This window comes from Aminobacter sp. UC22_36 (assembly GCF_044056035.1).
Taxonomy (GTDB): Bacteria; Pseudomonadota; Alphaproteobacteria; order Rhizobiales; family Rhizobiaceae; genus Aminobacter.
Genome location: NZ_CP171996.1, coordinates 2,248,812 through 2,261,537 on the forward strand (window position 1 = coordinate 2,248,812; position 12,726 = coordinate 2,261,537).

18 protein-coding genes are annotated in these 12,726 nt (G+C 63.5%); 9 read left to right on the top strand and 9 right to left on the bottom strand.

Translation table 11 applies throughout. The features are described 5' to 3' along the window. The 3 genes from ACHMW7_RS14145 (at position 1) to ACHMW7_RS14155 (ending at position 1,793) form a co-directional block, all read left to right on the top strand. Positions 1-609, top strand: coding sequence for a 3'-5' exonuclease (locus ACHMW7_RS14145; RefSeq protein WP_395450835.1), 609 nt, complete (start codon positions 1-3; stop codon positions 607-609). Between the two features lie 162 nt (positions 610-771). After that, positions 772-1,500, top strand: a complete 729-nt coding sequence (locus ACHMW7_RS14150) for an AzlC family ABC transporter permease (RefSeq protein ID WP_395450836.1) — start codon at positions 772-774, stop codon at positions 1,498-1,500. Next, positions 1,497-1,793 carry an AzlD family protein gene (locus tag ACHMW7_RS14155; protein ID WP_395450837.1) on the top strand — a complete coding sequence of 99 codons (297 nt, stop codon included), beginning with the start codon at positions 1,497-1,499 and terminating at the stop codon, positions 1,791-1,793. Before ACHMW7_RS14150 ends, ACHMW7_RS14155 begins: the two co-directional genes overlap by 4 nt. A 37-nt stretch (positions 1,794-1,830) precedes the next feature. Here the strand turns inward: ACHMW7_RS14155 and ACHMW7_RS14160 are convergent, their stop codons facing one another. The 4 genes from ACHMW7_RS14160 to ACHMW7_RS14175 form a co-directional block, all read right to left on the bottom strand. Further along, on the bottom strand, positions 1,831-3,660 hold the full coding sequence (locus ACHMW7_RS14160) for an aminopeptidase P family protein (RefSeq protein ID WP_395450838.1): 1,830 nt from the start codon (positions 3,658-3,660) through the stop codon (positions 1,831-1,833). An 82-nt stretch (positions 3,661-3,742) separates the two neighbouring features. Then, positions 3,743-4,615, bottom strand: coding sequence for a 50S ribosomal protein L11 methyltransferase (locus tag ACHMW7_RS14165; RefSeq protein WP_395450839.1), 873 nt, complete (start codon positions 4,613-4,615; stop codon positions 3,743-3,745). A gap of 21 nt (positions 4,616-4,636) precedes the next feature. Further along, positions 4,637-5,242: an SCO family protein gene (locus ACHMW7_RS14170; RefSeq protein ID WP_395451326.1), complete on the bottom strand. Its 606-nt coding sequence runs from the start codon at positions 5,240-5,242 to the stop codon at positions 4,637-4,639. A 32-nt stretch (positions 5,243-5,274) separates the two neighbouring features. Further along, the gene (locus ACHMW7_RS14175; protein ID WP_395450840.1) at positions 5,275-5,478 is read right to left on the bottom strand and encodes a hypothetical protein; all 204 of its coding nucleotides are present in this window, start codon (positions 5,476-5,478) and stop codon (positions 5,275-5,277) included. A gap of 119 nt (positions 5,479-5,597) precedes the next feature. Here ACHMW7_RS14175 and ACHMW7_RS14180 point away from each other — a divergent pair, with 119 nt between their 5' ends. The 4 genes from ACHMW7_RS14180 to ACHMW7_RS14195 all read left to right on the top strand — a co-directional run bounded on the left by ACHMW7_RS14180 (position 5,598) and on the right by ACHMW7_RS14195 (position 7,690). Next, positions 5,598-6,086, top strand: coding sequence for a CreA family protein (locus ACHMW7_RS14180; RefSeq protein ID WP_395450841.1), 489 nt, complete (start codon positions 5,598-5,600; stop codon positions 6,084-6,086). A gap of 36 nt (positions 6,087-6,122) precedes the next feature. Next, complete coding sequence (locus tag ACHMW7_RS14185; RefSeq protein WP_395450842.1) at positions 6,123-6,764, top strand: DapH/DapD/GlmU-related protein; 642 nt, start codon at positions 6,123-6,125, stop codon at positions 6,762-6,764. A 75-nt stretch (positions 6,765-6,839) separates the two neighbouring features. After that, entirely contained in the window at positions 6,840-7,214 is a 375-nt protein-coding gene (locus ACHMW7_RS14190) for a low affinity iron permease family protein (RefSeq protein ID WP_395450843.1), read from the top strand. Between the two features lie 170 nt (positions 7,215-7,384). Further along, positions 7,385-7,690, top strand: a complete 306-nt coding sequence (locus tag ACHMW7_RS14195; RefSeq protein WP_395450844.1) for a hypothetical protein — start codon at positions 7,385-7,387, stop codon at positions 7,688-7,690. A gap of 157 nt (positions 7,691-7,847) precedes the next feature. Here ACHMW7_RS14195 and ACHMW7_RS14200 read toward each other — a convergent pair whose 3' ends face one another. Together ACHMW7_RS14200 and ACHMW7_RS14205 are read right to left on the bottom strand one after the other, a co-directional pair. Next, positions 7,848-8,039, bottom strand: coding sequence for a DUF1059 domain-containing protein (locus ACHMW7_RS14200; protein WP_310317219.1), 192 nt, complete (start codon positions 8,037-8,039; stop codon positions 7,848-7,850). Positions 8,040-8,190: 151 nt separating this feature from the next. Next, positions 8,191-9,012 (bottom strand): NmrA family NAD(P)-binding protein, encoded by an 822-nt coding sequence (locus ACHMW7_RS14205; protein WP_395450845.1) that lies wholly within the window; start codon positions 9,010-9,012, stop codon positions 8,191-8,193. Positions 9,013-9,155: 143 nt separating this feature from the next. Here ACHMW7_RS14205 and soxR point away from each other — a divergent pair, with 143 nt between their 5' ends. Next, positions 9,156-9,599 (top strand): redox-sensitive transcriptional activator SoxR, encoded by a 444-nt coding sequence (gene soxR, locus ACHMW7_RS14210; protein WP_395450846.1) that lies wholly within the window; start codon positions 9,156-9,158, stop codon positions 9,597-9,599. An 18-nt stretch (positions 9,600-9,617) separates the two neighbouring features. Here soxR and ACHMW7_RS14215 read toward each other — a convergent pair whose 3' ends face one another. From ACHMW7_RS14215 to ACHMW7_RS14225, 3 genes are read right to left on the bottom strand one after another with little or no spacing between them, the layout of a single operon-like run. Continuing rightward, a complete protein-coding gene (locus tag ACHMW7_RS14215) occupies positions 9,618-10,631 on the bottom strand; it encodes an ATP-binding protein (RefSeq protein ID WP_395450847.1) in 1,014 nt (337 codons plus the stop codon). Next, complete coding sequence (locus ACHMW7_RS14220) at positions 10,619-11,314, bottom strand: response regulator (protein WP_395451327.1); 696 nt, start codon at positions 11,312-11,314, stop codon at positions 10,619-10,621. The genes ACHMW7_RS14215 and ACHMW7_RS14220 overlap by 13 nt, the downstream gene beginning before the upstream one ends. 5 nt (positions 11,315-11,319) lie before the next feature. After that, positions 11,320-12,054 (bottom strand): DUF4173 domain-containing protein, encoded by a 735-nt coding sequence (locus tag ACHMW7_RS14225; RefSeq protein ID WP_395450848.1) that lies wholly within the window; start codon positions 12,052-12,054, stop codon positions 11,320-11,322. 53 nt (positions 12,055-12,107) lie between these two features. On the opposite strand from ACHMW7_RS14225, the gene ACHMW7_RS14230 reads away from it, so the two are divergent. Then, the gene (locus ACHMW7_RS14230; RefSeq protein ID WP_395450849.1) at positions 12,108-12,317 is read left to right on the top strand and encodes a hypothetical protein; all 210 of its coding nucleotides are present in this window, start codon (positions 12,108-12,110) and stop codon (positions 12,315-12,317) included. The last annotated feature ends 409 nt before the right edge of the window (positions 12,318-12,726 follow it).

A 12,726-nucleotide genomic window follows, 5' to 3' on the forward strand; every position in this document is an offset into this window, starting at 1 on the left:
ATGCGTGCAATTGCCATCGACTTTGAAACTGCCAACGAGCAGCGCAGCAGCCCGTGTTCCATCGGCCTTGCCTGGATCGAAGACGGCGCGGTCGTCCGCGTCGAGGAGCGGCTCATCAGGCCGAAGGACATGCGCTTTTCGCGCTTCAACATCGCGGTGCACGGCATCCGGCCCGAACATGTCGAGGACGCGGCCGAGTTTCCCGAGGTGATGGAGGAGTTCGAAGACGATCTCGGCGATACGCTGGTGATCGCCCACAATGCGTCCTTCGACATGAGCGTGCTGAGGGCGACCTATGCGCTGTATGGCACCGCCAGTCCTGACATCGACTACATCTGTACGCTCAAGATGGCAAAAAAGGTGTGGCAGGAGCTTGCCTCGCACCGGCTCAACGAGGTGTCGCGCCATATCGACTTCTCGTTCAGGCACCATAACGCGGCCGAGGATGCGCATGCCTGCGGCGAGGTGGCGCTGGCGGCTGCGCGCAAACTGAACGTCTCGGCGCTGCGTGACCTGCCGGTCAAACTCGACATGACGATGGGCAGGCTCCATGCCGGTGGCAATTCGCCTTGTTCGGTCAAGCGGCCGCCGAAGGCCAACAAGCGCTGATCGTTGGCTCAACCGAATTGATGTGACACGCCAAGCCGGCTGACTTATTCAGACCTCCGCGCAGGGCTATGGAGCCTTGGTCGAGCTGCCCCGCGTTTCGACCTGCATCGTGCATTCAAATAGTCAAAGTTCGATCTGGGGCCGATGCGCCACGGAGGCCAAATGTCTGATCGTCGAGGTGAATTCTGGCAAGGCGTGCGCTTGAGCGTGCCGGTGGTGGTCGCTTCGGCGCCCTTTGCCATCCTGTTCGGGGCGCTTGCCGTCGACAACGGTTTCTCCGTCACCGAGGCGACGCTGATGAGCGCCAGCATCTATGGCGGCGCCAGCCAGCTTGTCGGTATCGAGCTGTTCGGCCAGCATGTCGCGCCGTGGCTGGTGGTGCTGTCGATCTTCGCCGTCAACTTCCGCCATGTGCTCTATTCGGCCGCCGTGGGCAAGCGCATCGATCATTGGCCATTCCTGAAGCAGGCCATTGGCTATTTTTTCCTCGTCGATCCGCAATATGCCGAGGCCGAGCGTAAGGGCGAGAATGGCGAGGAAGTGACCTTCGCCTGGTATATGGGCATGGCGCTGCCGATCTATGTGTTCTGGGTCGCAGAAAGCGCACTCGGAGCGCTGTTCGGCCGGCTGATTCCCGATCCGCATGCCATCGGGCTCGATTTCTTGCTGCCGATCTATTTCCTCGGACTGGTGATGAGCTTCCGCAAGCGGCCGCGCTGGCTGCCGATCGTCGTTGCCAGCGCCGTCGCCTCGATGATCGCCTACAAGACCGTCGGCTCGCCCTGGCACGTTTCCATCGGCGCGCTGGCCGGCGTGCTGTTTGCCGCCGCCATGCCGATCCGTCCCAACGAGCCGGTCACATCGGACGAAACGGCGGAGGTGGTGTCGTGAGCACGACGCTTTGGATCATCATCGCCGGTGCGGTTGCGACTTATCTGACCCGTATCGGCGGCCACCTCGTCATTTCGCGCTTCGAGCGCATCCATCCGCGTGTCGAAGCGGGGCTCAATGCCGTGCCGGCTGCCGTTTTGACCACGCTGGTGGCACCCGCCGCGCTGTCGGCGGGCCCGGCTGAACTTGCAGCGCTTGCGGTTGCAGCCGTTGTTTCGCTGCGCGGCGGCCTGATGACGATGTTTCTGGCCGGTGCCGCCGTGCTGATCGCACTCAGGCATTTCATCGGTTGAGCCATCCCGCCGCCAGGGGCGGCGGGTCAGCCGCCGGTCAGGCGATCTGTGCCGTTGCCTTTTCCAGCCAGGCAAGCGTTTCGCCGTCGAGCATCGGCCCGATCTCGGCCAGCACACGGGCGTGATAGGCGTTGAGCCAATCGAGCTCCTCGCGGGTCAGCAGGTCGGCGCGCAGCAGGCGCTGGTCGAAGGGCGCCAGCGTCAGCGTCTCGAAGCCGTGCACGGCGATGTCGCCGCCGGGCAGTTCGGTGGTTGGCGTCACCAGGATCAGGTTTTCCAGCCTGATGCCGTAATGGCCTTCCTTGTAGTAGCCGGGCTCGTTGGACAGGATCATGCCGGCGAGCAGCTTTTCCATGCCGGTCTTGGCGATGCGCTGCGGGCCTTCGTGGACGGCGAGGTAGGAGCCGACGCCGTGGCCGGTGCCGTGGGCGTAGTCGAGCCCATGCTTCCACAAGGCTATGCGGGCAAGGGCATCGATGTCGGCGCCGCGGGCGCCGGCTGGAAAGCGTGCGGTTGAAATGGCGATCATGCCCTTGAGCACGAGCGTGAAGCGCTCGCGCATTTCCTCGGTCGGCTTGCCTACCGGCATCGTGCGGGTGATGTCGGTGGTGCCGTCCTGATATTGCGCGCCCGAATCGAGCAGGAACAATTCGCCGTCGCCGAGCATGCGGCTCGTCGCTTTTGACACGCGGTAATGCATGATCGCGCCATTGGGGCCGGCACCCGAGATGGTGTCGAATGACACGTCGCGCAGCGGCATCTGCGTTTCTTCGCCGGTCTGGCGGCGGCTTTCTTCCAGTTTCGCGACCACGGCGATCTCGTCGAGGCTGCCCGGCTGCTGCCGGTCGAGCCAGCACAGGAGCTTGGCGACCGCCGCGCCGTCGCGGCGATGGGCGGCCCGCGAGCCCGCGATCTCGGCGGCATTCTTGGTGGCGCGCGGCAGGCGTGCCGGGTCAGGTGCCTGAACCACGGTGCCGCCATTATCCTCGATCAGGGCGCGCAGCCTGTCGGCCGCCAGCACCGGGTCGAGCGCGATCCTCGCGCCTGATTTGGCGAGAGCGGCGACGGCTTCCTCAAGCTTGCCCGGTGCTTTGATGTCGGCGAGTTGGGTCAGATAGGCTTCTTCGGTGCGGCCCATCTTGCGCTTGTCCATGAACACCGCATGCGTGCCGTCTGCGGCCAGTATGGCGAAACCCAGGGCCAGCGGCGTGTGCGGCACGTCGCCGCCACGAATGTTGAACGCCCATGCCAGCGACGACGGGTCGGTCAGGATCGCATGGGTTGCGCCTTCGCCTTCGATTGCCCCGGCGAGCCGCTTGAGCTTGTCCTTGGCCAGTACGCCGGCAAAGGCCTCGGGATGGATTTCAACCGGGGCCAGCGGCGCGTCGGGCTGGTCCTCCCATATCGCGTCGATGGGGTTGCGGGCGAGGGGGACGAGCATGGCGCCGACCTTCTCGGCCGAGGCGGTGAGCGCCTTGACGTCGCCCATGGTGTGCAGCCAGGGGTCGAAGCCGAGCCGGGCGCCCTTGGGCAGGCTCTCCCTGATCCAGCTGGACGGGGGATTGTCGATCAGGCTTTCGACGGTGAAGATGTCGAGATCGACCTCGTCGCGTACCTGCAGCGTGTAGCGGCCGTCGACAAAGATGTAGGCGCTGCGGGCGAGCACGATGGCCACGCCGGCCGATCCGCTGAAGCCGGTCAGCCATCGCAAGCGATTCGAGCGCGGCGGGACGTATTCACCCTGATGCTCGTCGGCCCGGGGCACGACGAAGCCGTCGAGCCCGTTGTCCTTGAGCCATTGCCGGAGCAGCGCCACGCGCGGCTTGCCGACGGAGGGGTCGCCGGCGGAATCGAAGGACTGGAACATGGTGGTTTCCCGGAAACTGATTTCCGGCGAACCTATCGTCGCGCGCCCCCGCTGGCAACGCTGCCGGCTTGTGCCAGGGCGGTCAGTTCTTGAGGTGGATCGTCACCCAGCCTTCCCGATGGAAGGTTTCGACGTGGCGGAATTTGGCGGCGACATAGGCTTCGACCACGGCGTCGTGCTGGCGATCGAGGATGCCCGACAGCACCAGAGAACCATTGGCCGCCAGATGGTCTGCCATTTCAGGTGCGAGTTGCATCAGAGGCTGCGCCAGGATGTTGGCGACGATCAGATCGAACGGGCCGCGCGCAGCGAAGATCGGATCGTCGAAGCCTTCCGCCGTCGCCGTCTCGACGTGGTCGGCAGCGCCGTTGAGACGCACATTGGCGGCAGCGACTTCGGTTGCGACGGGGTCGATGTCGGTCGCCAGCACCGGGATCGGCGCCAGCTTGGCAACTGCAATGGCAAGCACGGCGCTGCCGGTGCCGAGGTCGAGCGCATTGGTCGGCTTTTCCTCGGCGACGACCTTTTCGATCATCTCGAGGCAGCCGGATGTGGTGCCGTGGTGGCCGGTGCCGAAGGCGAGGCCGGCCTCGATCTCGATGGCGATCTGGCCGGGGCGCACATCCTCGCGATCATGGCTGCCATGGACGATGAAGCGGCCGGCTTCGACCGGCCTCAGGCCTTCGAGCGACTTTGCCACCCAGTCGACGTCGGGCAGTATCTCGCGGCCAAGCGCGCCCGTGTGGCCGGCTTCAGCTGCGACTTCGGCCATGCGCCGGGCAATGTCGTCGACATCGCCGTCGGCATAAAGCGACACTTCGTGGATGTCGCGGTCCTCGTCGATCTCGATCACGGCGATCGGCCAGCCGTCTTCCTCGAAAGCGGTTTCGAGGGCGGCGAAGATGCGGTTGGCAGCTTCGCGGCCGGTGATGAGGTGCAGCCGTGTCTGGGTCATGTCAGGTCCGGAAGAGGAGGGTCAGCCTTCCTTGGCAAGCCGCTTGAGCTTGGCAAGTGCGGTCTCTGGGTTCTCCTCATAAGCGATCGTGCCGAAGAAATCACCATTGCTCTTGAGCAGCAGCACCGACGCCGTATGGTCCATGGTGTAGTCGCCGCCTTCGGTCGGAACCTTCTTGAAATAGATGCCGAAGGACTTGGCCATGGCGGCGATCTTGTCGGGCGAGCCGGTGATACCGGTGATGCGGTCGGAGACGTTGCTGACGTAGCTGTTCATGACCTCGGGCGTGTCGCGCTCGGGATCGACCGAGACGAAATAGGCGCGGAGGTTCTTGCCCTCGTCGCCCATCTGTTTGAGCAGGCCGTCGAGCTCAAACAGCGTGGTCGGACAGACTTCGGGGCAATGGGTGAAGCCGAAAAACACGGCACTCGGTTGGCCGCGGAAGGCAGCCTCGGTGATCTCGGCACCCTTCTGGTCGACGAGCACGAAAGGTGCGCCGAAGGCTTTGCCGCCGCTGATTTCCTGAATCCATTTTCCGCCGCCGGGTCCTTGAACCCAGTTGTAGCCCATCCAGCCAAAGCCCGTGGCCATCAGGAGCAGAATGCCGGCGAGGATCGTGCGCATGATCGATTGTGATTCCATAGTGATTGGCTTGCTTTTCAGAAGCACCACGACATGCCGGCGTCGACGAGCGACATGAAGATGCCGGCGCCCTTGTCCAGCCATGAGGCGAAGGCAAGGCCCGATGCGGCCGCAAACGCGCCAAGACCCAGCGCTACCCACGCGGTCGTCTTGAGCGATATGGGCTGAGCCTGTTTCATCAACCCTTCATAGCGCGGCGTGTGATTTGCCAAAAGGGACATGTTGACGCTCCCATTCGGCCACGAAACACCATTTCGCGAGCGCCATACTTCGCTGTTGCCTTGTATCATGCGATCGGCTGACCCAAGTGTTGGCGACTACACCATTCCAGGAGGCTTTCATGCGGCGTGCCCTTTCCATTCTTGCCACGACGGTTGCGCTTGGTGTCGTTACACCCGCCATGGCCCAGCAGGTCGGCGAGGTTGGCGTCGACTGGCTTGGCAATGACATCATCGTCGAGGCGATCAAGGACCCGAAGGTGGAGGGCGTGACCTGCCACGTCTCCTATTTCGACCGCGGTGTGATCGACCGGCTGCAGAAAGGCAACTGGTTCGAGAACCCTTCTGATTCAGCCATTTCCTGCCAGCAGACGGGGCCGATCAGCATCGGCGAGATCGACCTCGACCAGGAGGGCGAGGAGGTGTTCAAGCAGGGCATCAGCCTGATCTGGAAGGAGCAGGTGGTGAACCGCATCTACGACAAGAACAACGAGACGCTGATCTATCTCGCCCATTCGCGCCAGGTGCAGGACGGCTCGGCCAAGATGTCGATGACGACAGTGCCGCTCTATGGCCAGAACGTCGTCTGGACCAAGGGCAAGCCGCAATAGCTTGCGAGGTCGATGGCGCGGGCGTAAATCCCGCTGATGGACACACCTGCCGACCTTCGCTTCAAGGATGACGAGCCGCGCATCCACCCGACATCGGAGCTCAAGGGCTGCCGCCTTGGCCGGCATGTTGCTGTCGGCGAGCGCGTCGTGCTGCGCGAGGTGGTTGTCGGCGACTATTCCTATTTCGAGCGCCATGCCGAGGCGATCTACACCAGAATCGGCAAGTTCTGCTCGATCGCCGCCAACACGCGCATCAACGCGCTCGAGCATCCGATGGAGCGGCTGACCACGCACAAGGTGAGCTACCGGCCCAACGAATATTTCCGTTATCTCGGCGTCGACGGTGATTTTCGTGAGCGCCGCAGGGCAAAGCCGGTGACCATCGGCCATGACGTGTGGATCGGCCACGGCGCGGTGATCATGCCCGGACTGACCATCGGCAATGGCGCGGTGATCGGCGCGAATGCCGTGGTGACACGCGATGTCGGTGCTTACGAGATATTCGCCGGCGTTCCGGCCAAGCGGCTGAAGCTGCGTTTTCCACCCGAAATTTCGGCCCGTATCGAGGCGCTTGCCTGGTGGGACTGGCCGCCCGAACGGCTGTTCGAGGCGATCCCCGACATGCAGAGCCTGCCGATCGAGGCGTTCCTCGACCGCTGGGAGGCGCGCGAGGGCTAGCCACGCCGCTGTGCACCCGGCGGAACCCGAAGCGGGCGCCGATTGTTTCCTTTCGCCAGCCGAAGGGAAGTTCCGATGTTCGAGAGAGTTTTCACCAGGATTGCCAACAAAGTGGCTTATGCCGCCGGCCTGCCGCTGACCTTCCTCGGCTGCGGTCTGATCGTTCTCGCCTGGGCGGCCTCGGGCCCGGTCTTCGGCTTTTCCGACACCTGGCAGCTGGTGATCAACACCGGCACCACCATCATCACCTTCCTGATGGTGTTTTTGATCCAGAACACCCAGAACCGCGATGGCGCTGCGATTCAGGCCAAGCTCGACGAGCTGATCCGCGTCGGCAGGGCGCAGAACCACTTCATCGGCATCGAGCATCTGACCGAAACCGAAGTCGAGGAAATCCGCCGCAAATGCGAAGAGGCGGCCAAAAAGCACGATGCCAAGGCGAAGGCGTGAGCGCGGCGCGGCATATGCGGCGTGTGAGGTTTTGGGAACAAAAACGTAGGCTAGGCCATTCCTGTCTCTGGTGTGAATGCACGTTCCACGCAGCAGCTTTCGGCTGCCTTGGGCGGTTGACGATTTCCCCGGTCGGGGACAAGATTGTGGCGGGTAGGGTTTGGCGTAGCGTGACTGATTGGCTGGACATCCTCAGAGAGCAGGCCGAGACCGGCGCCGAGATGGCGCGCGAGGTTCCAGCGACGCTTGCCAATCCCGATATCAGCCGCGATCAGGTCAAGAAGCTGTTTGCCGCGCTCGAGCAGCAGGCCGAATTCGTCGAGAAATTGCGGCGGGTGCTCGAGGCCAATGATTTCGAGCCGGAGGTGCTGGTAGCGGCGGAAAAGCTGGAAGACCGCTATGCCGAACTGGCGGCATCAGCCGCCGAACGGCTGAAGGCGATGAGGAGCGGCAATGAACCGGTTCGGCGGCAGTAGGCTGCTCGCCGGAACCCCTCAATGAAAAACTGACACGTGCGTCTGACCGGCCAGTGTTTGACGCGCTGTGGCGCGACGCGCGCTAAGCCAAGTCCGCCGCCCCTGTGGCGTTTGGGCAATGCAGCCGTAGAGCAAGGTCCGAAGTTGCGTGTGCCAATCAGGCCGGCGGCGAGCCAATGTGAATGGCCTTCCTGACTTCGGCGCGGAAATCCGGCGTGTCGTGTTCGCCGTGTACGGCGACGGCATGCTGGACGGCCGCGTTGACCAGTTCGTCCTCGCTGTCGGCCGCGATCGCCACCGTGCATTTCATTTCGCTCGGGAATTCACGGCAATCAATATATCTGCGCATCGTCTTCGCCTCCCTGCGATCCATGAATTAGCGCAATCTAATGTTATTCCTGCGCATGCAAGGCAGCAACCGGTAAGTGGCGCGCCCGACAACGAGGCCCCTTGCCGCGAATGCCGGCAAGGGGCTTTGCATGCGCGCCTGCGCTCGCTGCTCAGCTTCGGAATGCGGCCGCGCGTTCGAACGCCCACTGCCGGAAGGTGCGGGGCAGGCAGCCGGTCAGCTGCTCGACGGCGGGCAGCACCTGATAGGCGCTTTCAGGCGTGTTGACGTGCCAATCCACCAGGAACTCGATGAACGGCTCGGGCGTGCCGAGCGCCCGCCACTTGGCGCGCGCCTCGGCTTCGGAGAGCTCGATGAGCCTGATCGCCTTGCCTGTCGTCTCGCCAAGAGCATCGACCTTGTCCTGCGGCGTCAGGGCCTCGGGGCCGGTCAGGGTGTAGCTCTTGCCGGCATGACCGACAGCGGTCAAAGCGTTGGCGATCGACGTGCCGATATCGGCCTCGTGGATCATCGCGCTCCGTGCCGGGCCGAACGCCCTGACAACGCCTTCCGCCGCCACCGACTGTGCCCATTGCAGGGCGTTGGTCATGAACTCGACCGGAATGAAGAAGTCGGTCCAGGCGAGGCCACTCTGCTGCAATGCCCGTTCCAGCGCGCCGGGTTCCTCGCCGCGGAACGACGTCACGCGCTCGATGCCGGCGGCCTTGGCCAAGGCGACGACGGCTTCGGGATTTTTCATGTGCGCGCCGGCATTGGCATCGTAGTTGATCAGGTGCAGAGCTTTGGCGCCGGCGAAGGCGGCTACAAGGCTGTTGGGGTCGCCGAAGTCGCCTGCTACGACCTCGACCCCTTCCGGCAGCCTGGCGCTGCCGGGGTTGCGGGTCATGGCACGGACGCTGGCTCCGCGCTCGGCCAGCTCGCGAATGATTGCTCCGCCAACATTGCCGGTCGCTCCGGTCACAAGAATTGTCATCTGCAAGGCTCCTTGATGCGTGATCTGGCGCATTTGGCTGGTGCCCGGAGATGTCGCCTGGCGGCCCAATGCGGGGTTGACGACGCTTCCCTACAAGTTCAAGTGAACTTGAAGTCAAGCGCTCGATTTGCTTTAGTGGCCGGATGGAACAGCTGCTGACGATCAACCAGATTTCGAGGCGCTCGGGCGTCGCTGCCTCGGCCTTGCGCTATTACGAAGAGCGCGGGCTGATCGCCTCCGAGCGCGCCGGATCGGGGCACCGGCGCTTTCCGCGCTGGGTGCTGAGGCGCATCGCCTTCATCGTCTTCGCGCAGCGGCTCGGCATGTCGCTGGAGGAGGTGGGGGCCGAGCTTGCGCGGCTGCCTTCCGACCATGTTCCGACGGGGCAGGACTGGTCGCAGCTGTCGCAGCGCTGGACGCACCGCATCGACGAACGCATCAACGAGCTCAAGCGGCTGAAGATAGGGCTCACCGAATGCATTAGCTGCGGCTGCCTGTCCCTGGAACGCTGCCAGCTGGTCAATCCTGACGACCGCGCCAGTCGGCTCGGGCCGGGGCCAAGGTACTGGGTGGGGAAAGGCGGGTGAGGGGGGTACGAGGCGGCCTCACGCTGCCGGTAGCCGGATCTCAAACCTTGCGCCCTTGTCGGCGCTGGAAAGACGGATCGTTCCGTCATGCGCACTGAGTAAAGCTGTCACGATGCCGAGGCCGAGACCGGTCCCTCCGCTTTCGCGTCGGGTGGTGAAAAACGGCTCGAAGATGCGATCGCGATTGTTGGGCGACACGCCGTGGCCGTCATCGATCGCAGCGATGGTGACCATTCCGTTCGAACTGCTGGCTTCCACGACAAAGTGGCTCGCGCCGTGGTGCAGCGAGTTGTCGACAAGATTGGAGAGGATTGCCGCACCGTTTTCGGGGGAAATGGCGATGCGAGTGTCGGCGCCGGACGCCACAGATATGTCGACACCATCGACTGGAGCGAGGTGGTCGAATATCTCAGCAAGCGACGTGCTCTGGCCGGACAAGGCTGGATTATCGGCGCGGGCCAGTTCGATCAGGCGGCGAACAAGTCGATTCAGCCTGTCGGTATCAGCGACTATGTTGTCGAGGAACCGCGTCTTGGTGGCAGGATCCATCTGGTCGCTTGCGTCGCGGAGCAATTCGGCAGCGCCCTGGATTGCCGTCAGGGGTGATTTCAACTCGTGCGAGACGTGGGTGGCGAAGGTGCGGATCGTTTCGTTTCGAATCTGTAGCTTGCGGGCCATGTCGAGGAAAGCTCTCGACAGCTCCGCCATCTCGCGCGTGCCGTGATGGGCGAGAGGGCGGATGGCACGGGTTTCGCCCTCGGCAATGCGGATCGTTCGCTCCATCAGGTCGTGCATCGGGCGGGTGATCGTGCGGATGAAGACAAAGGCGATCAGCAGTGTGACACCAATCACGAGGGCCGCTGCCGCAACGGCGCCATGCGAGAACATGGCGGGCTCGGCAGCAGGCGCGAAGCGCTCCTGGTAGAGCTGGAAGCAGAACAGCCCCAGCAGCGGCAGTGCCATGACGGTGGCCAAGATGGCCAGCACGACGAGGCTGATCGAAGGGCGCCACTTGTCCTTCAAGCGCCACACCGCCCGAGCCTGAAGCCTATGCCATGAACGGTCTCGATCACGTCCGTGCAACCTGCTACCGCAAATTTGGCGCGGATATTGCGGACATGGCTGTCGACGGTGCGATCCGAGATGTGGATGTGGGCGGCATGGCTGGCATCAATCAGCTGATTGCGGTTCAGCACATGTGTCGGTCTCGTCATGAGCGCCGTGACGATGGTGAACTCCGTTGAGGTGAGATCGATTTCCCGGTCGCCGAAATTGACCGTGTGCCGCGACCGCTCGAGCACAAGGTGGCCGTGACTTAGGCTTGCCGGGATAGGGACGCCCGGAGCAGCGGAGCGCGCACGACGAAGGATGACGTTGACGCGGGCCACCAGTTCCCTCGGGCTGAAGGGTTTGGTGACGTAGTCGTCGCCACCCATTTCGAGGCCGAGGATGCGGTCGATCTCCTCGTCGCGAGCCGACAGGAACAGAACTGGCACGTCGGAAATGCGCCGGAGCCGGCGGCATAGCTCGAGCCCGTCCATTTCGGGCAAGCCGACGTCGAGAACGATCAGGTCTGGCAATCTGCGCTCGACGCGCTCGAGTGCGGCCATGCCGTCGGCTACCGGCTCGGTCTCCATGCCGGCCTTGTCGAGGGCAAAGCAGATCACGTCGCGGATATGGGGATCGTCGTCGACGACGAGGATGTGGCGAGGCATCGTCGTCACTGCGGCGCTGCCGCTGCGCCAGGAAGCGGGGAGGACTGGCGGTTGAGATAGGCTGCCAGCCTGAAGTTGCGGAAGCTCCAGGCACGCCAGTTCTGCTGCTGGGCGCGGAACTGGTCCGCCTCGTAGTGGCGCGAGACGAGGCTGGTCCGCGCGGCCGTGCCCATGTCACCTGTGCGGTTGAGCATCATGTCAATTGCCGGGATTGCCTGAGGCCCAAGCGAGCGCAGATAAAACCAGTCCAATTCCGATCCTCCGTCCGACATTTCACGGCTGTGGCTGACATTGTAATGGGCGATGATTGCGGCGAAGTTGACAAAGCAACTGACGTAGAGAACCGCAGAAAGCGTCAGCATGTTGACACCCAGAAGCCATTCATTCGACTTTTCAAGCGCGATACGCGCCATGATCAGGAGGATGCCGGTGGCGACCAGCCCCATCCACACGAAGGCGGCGACGCGCCAGTAGGTCAGCGAATAGGCGCCGATGTAGAGGTCGAGCCGCAAGATGGACGAGATGACAAGGACGACGTTCTGCGCCGACCAGAGATAGACCAGGGCGCGGATGCGTCGATTGGCTGAGGTGGCGCTGCCAGGCCTGAGAGCAGCAAGCACGAAGATTGCGGCAAGCAGTGCGGTGACGATCAGCGCATAGGCTCCGCGATGGGCATAGGCGGCGTAGGTGAGGCCCGCGGGCAACTCCATGCCGCCCCACAGATAGGCGCCGTCGAGCACTGTCTGTAGGGCAAACAGGGTTGAACACGACCAGGGCGCGCAGGATCGCTGCTATGCCGAAGATCGCCTGCTCCACAGTGGTCGTCGGCCTGTCGTCCTTGTCGGGTACGGCGGTCCCCATGGTCGAGGACCTGCGGGACCATCGGGGCAATCTCGGCCGGAGGAAAGCCCAGACGAGCCCGACCACGATGAGCCAGAAGGAAAACCGCCAGATGTCGAGAAGGTCGAGAATGGCGCTCAGATCGATCAGCGATATCCAGTAGCCGATGACAGGGTTCGCGATGCCGAACAGCAAAGCGAACACTGCCCCCAGCGCGATTGCCAGCGTCCATGCCGCAAGATTGCCAAAGCGCAGACCCTTGCGGGGCCCGGCCGCTTTGCGCAAACGCGCGATGTCGAACCCCATGCTGAACGGGACCGTCACGAGAAAGCCGGCGATCCGCTTCAAAACGTTCGTCGGGCCGGATCGCAGGCGCGCGGAGATCGATAGCGCAAGGGCCGACAGGGCAAGGGTCGCGACGGTTGACGAAAGTGGAGTGACTTGTTCGGCAAGCGGGGCAAGGGCGACCACAGCGAGCGCCATCTTGGCCGCAAGCGATCGGGGATGCGGCGCCTTGGCGTGGAAGGCGATCGCGGCTGCGCCGACAAGGGCAGCGAAGATGAAGAAAGAGA

What these genes read in the sequence shown, in the direction of transcription:
- ACHMW7_RS14145 (WP_395450835.1), top strand. Translation starts at nt 1, where the DNA reads ATGCGTGCAATTGCCATCGACTTTGAAACTGCCAACGAGCAGCGCAGC.
- ACHMW7_RS14150 (WP_395450836.1), top strand. Translation starts at nt 772, where the DNA reads ATGTCTGATCGTCGAGGTGAATTCTGGCAAGGCGTGCGCTTGAGCGTG.
- ACHMW7_RS14160 (WP_395450838.1), bottom strand. Translation starts at nt 3,660, where the DNA reads ATGTTCCAGTCCTTCGATTCCGCCGGCGACCCCTCCGTCGGCAAGCCG.
- ACHMW7_RS14165 (WP_395450839.1), bottom strand. Translation starts at nt 4,615, where the DNA reads ATGACCCAGACACGGCTGCACCTCATCACCGGCCGCGAAGCTGCCAAC.
- ACHMW7_RS14175 (WP_395450840.1), bottom strand. Translation starts at nt 5,478, where the DNA reads ATGTCCCTTTTGGCAAATCACACGCCGCGCTATGAAGGGTTGATGAAA.
- ACHMW7_RS14180 (WP_395450841.1), top strand. Translation starts at nt 5,598, where the DNA reads ATGCGGCGTGCCCTTTCCATTCTTGCCACGACGGTTGCGCTTGGTGTC.
- ACHMW7_RS14185 (WP_395450842.1), top strand. Translation starts at nt 6,123, where the DNA reads ATGGACACACCTGCCGACCTTCGCTTCAAGGATGACGAGCCGCGCATC.
- ACHMW7_RS14190 (WP_395450843.1), top strand. Translation starts at nt 6,840, where the DNA reads ATGTTCGAGAGAGTTTTCACCAGGATTGCCAACAAAGTGGCTTATGCC.
- ACHMW7_RS14200 (WP_310317219.1), bottom strand. Translation starts at nt 8,039, where the DNA reads ATGCGCAGATATATTGATTGCCGTGAATTCCCGAGCGAAATGAAATGC.
- ACHMW7_RS14205 (WP_395450845.1), bottom strand. Translation starts at nt 9,012, where the DNA reads ATGACAATTCTTGTGACCGGAGCGACCGGCAATGTTGGCGGAGCAATC.
- soxR (WP_395450846.1), top strand. Translation starts at nt 9,156, where the DNA reads ATGGAACAGCTGCTGACGATCAACCAGATTTCGAGGCGCTCGGGCGTC.
- ACHMW7_RS14220 (WP_395451327.1), bottom strand. Translation starts at nt 11,314, where the DNA reads ATGCCTCGCCACATCCTCGTCGTCGACGACGATCCCCATATCCGCGAC.
- ACHMW7_RS14230 (WP_395450849.1), top strand. Translation starts at nt 12,108, where the DNA reads ATGCCGAAGATCGCCTGCTCCACAGTGGTCGTCGGCCTGTCGTCCTTG.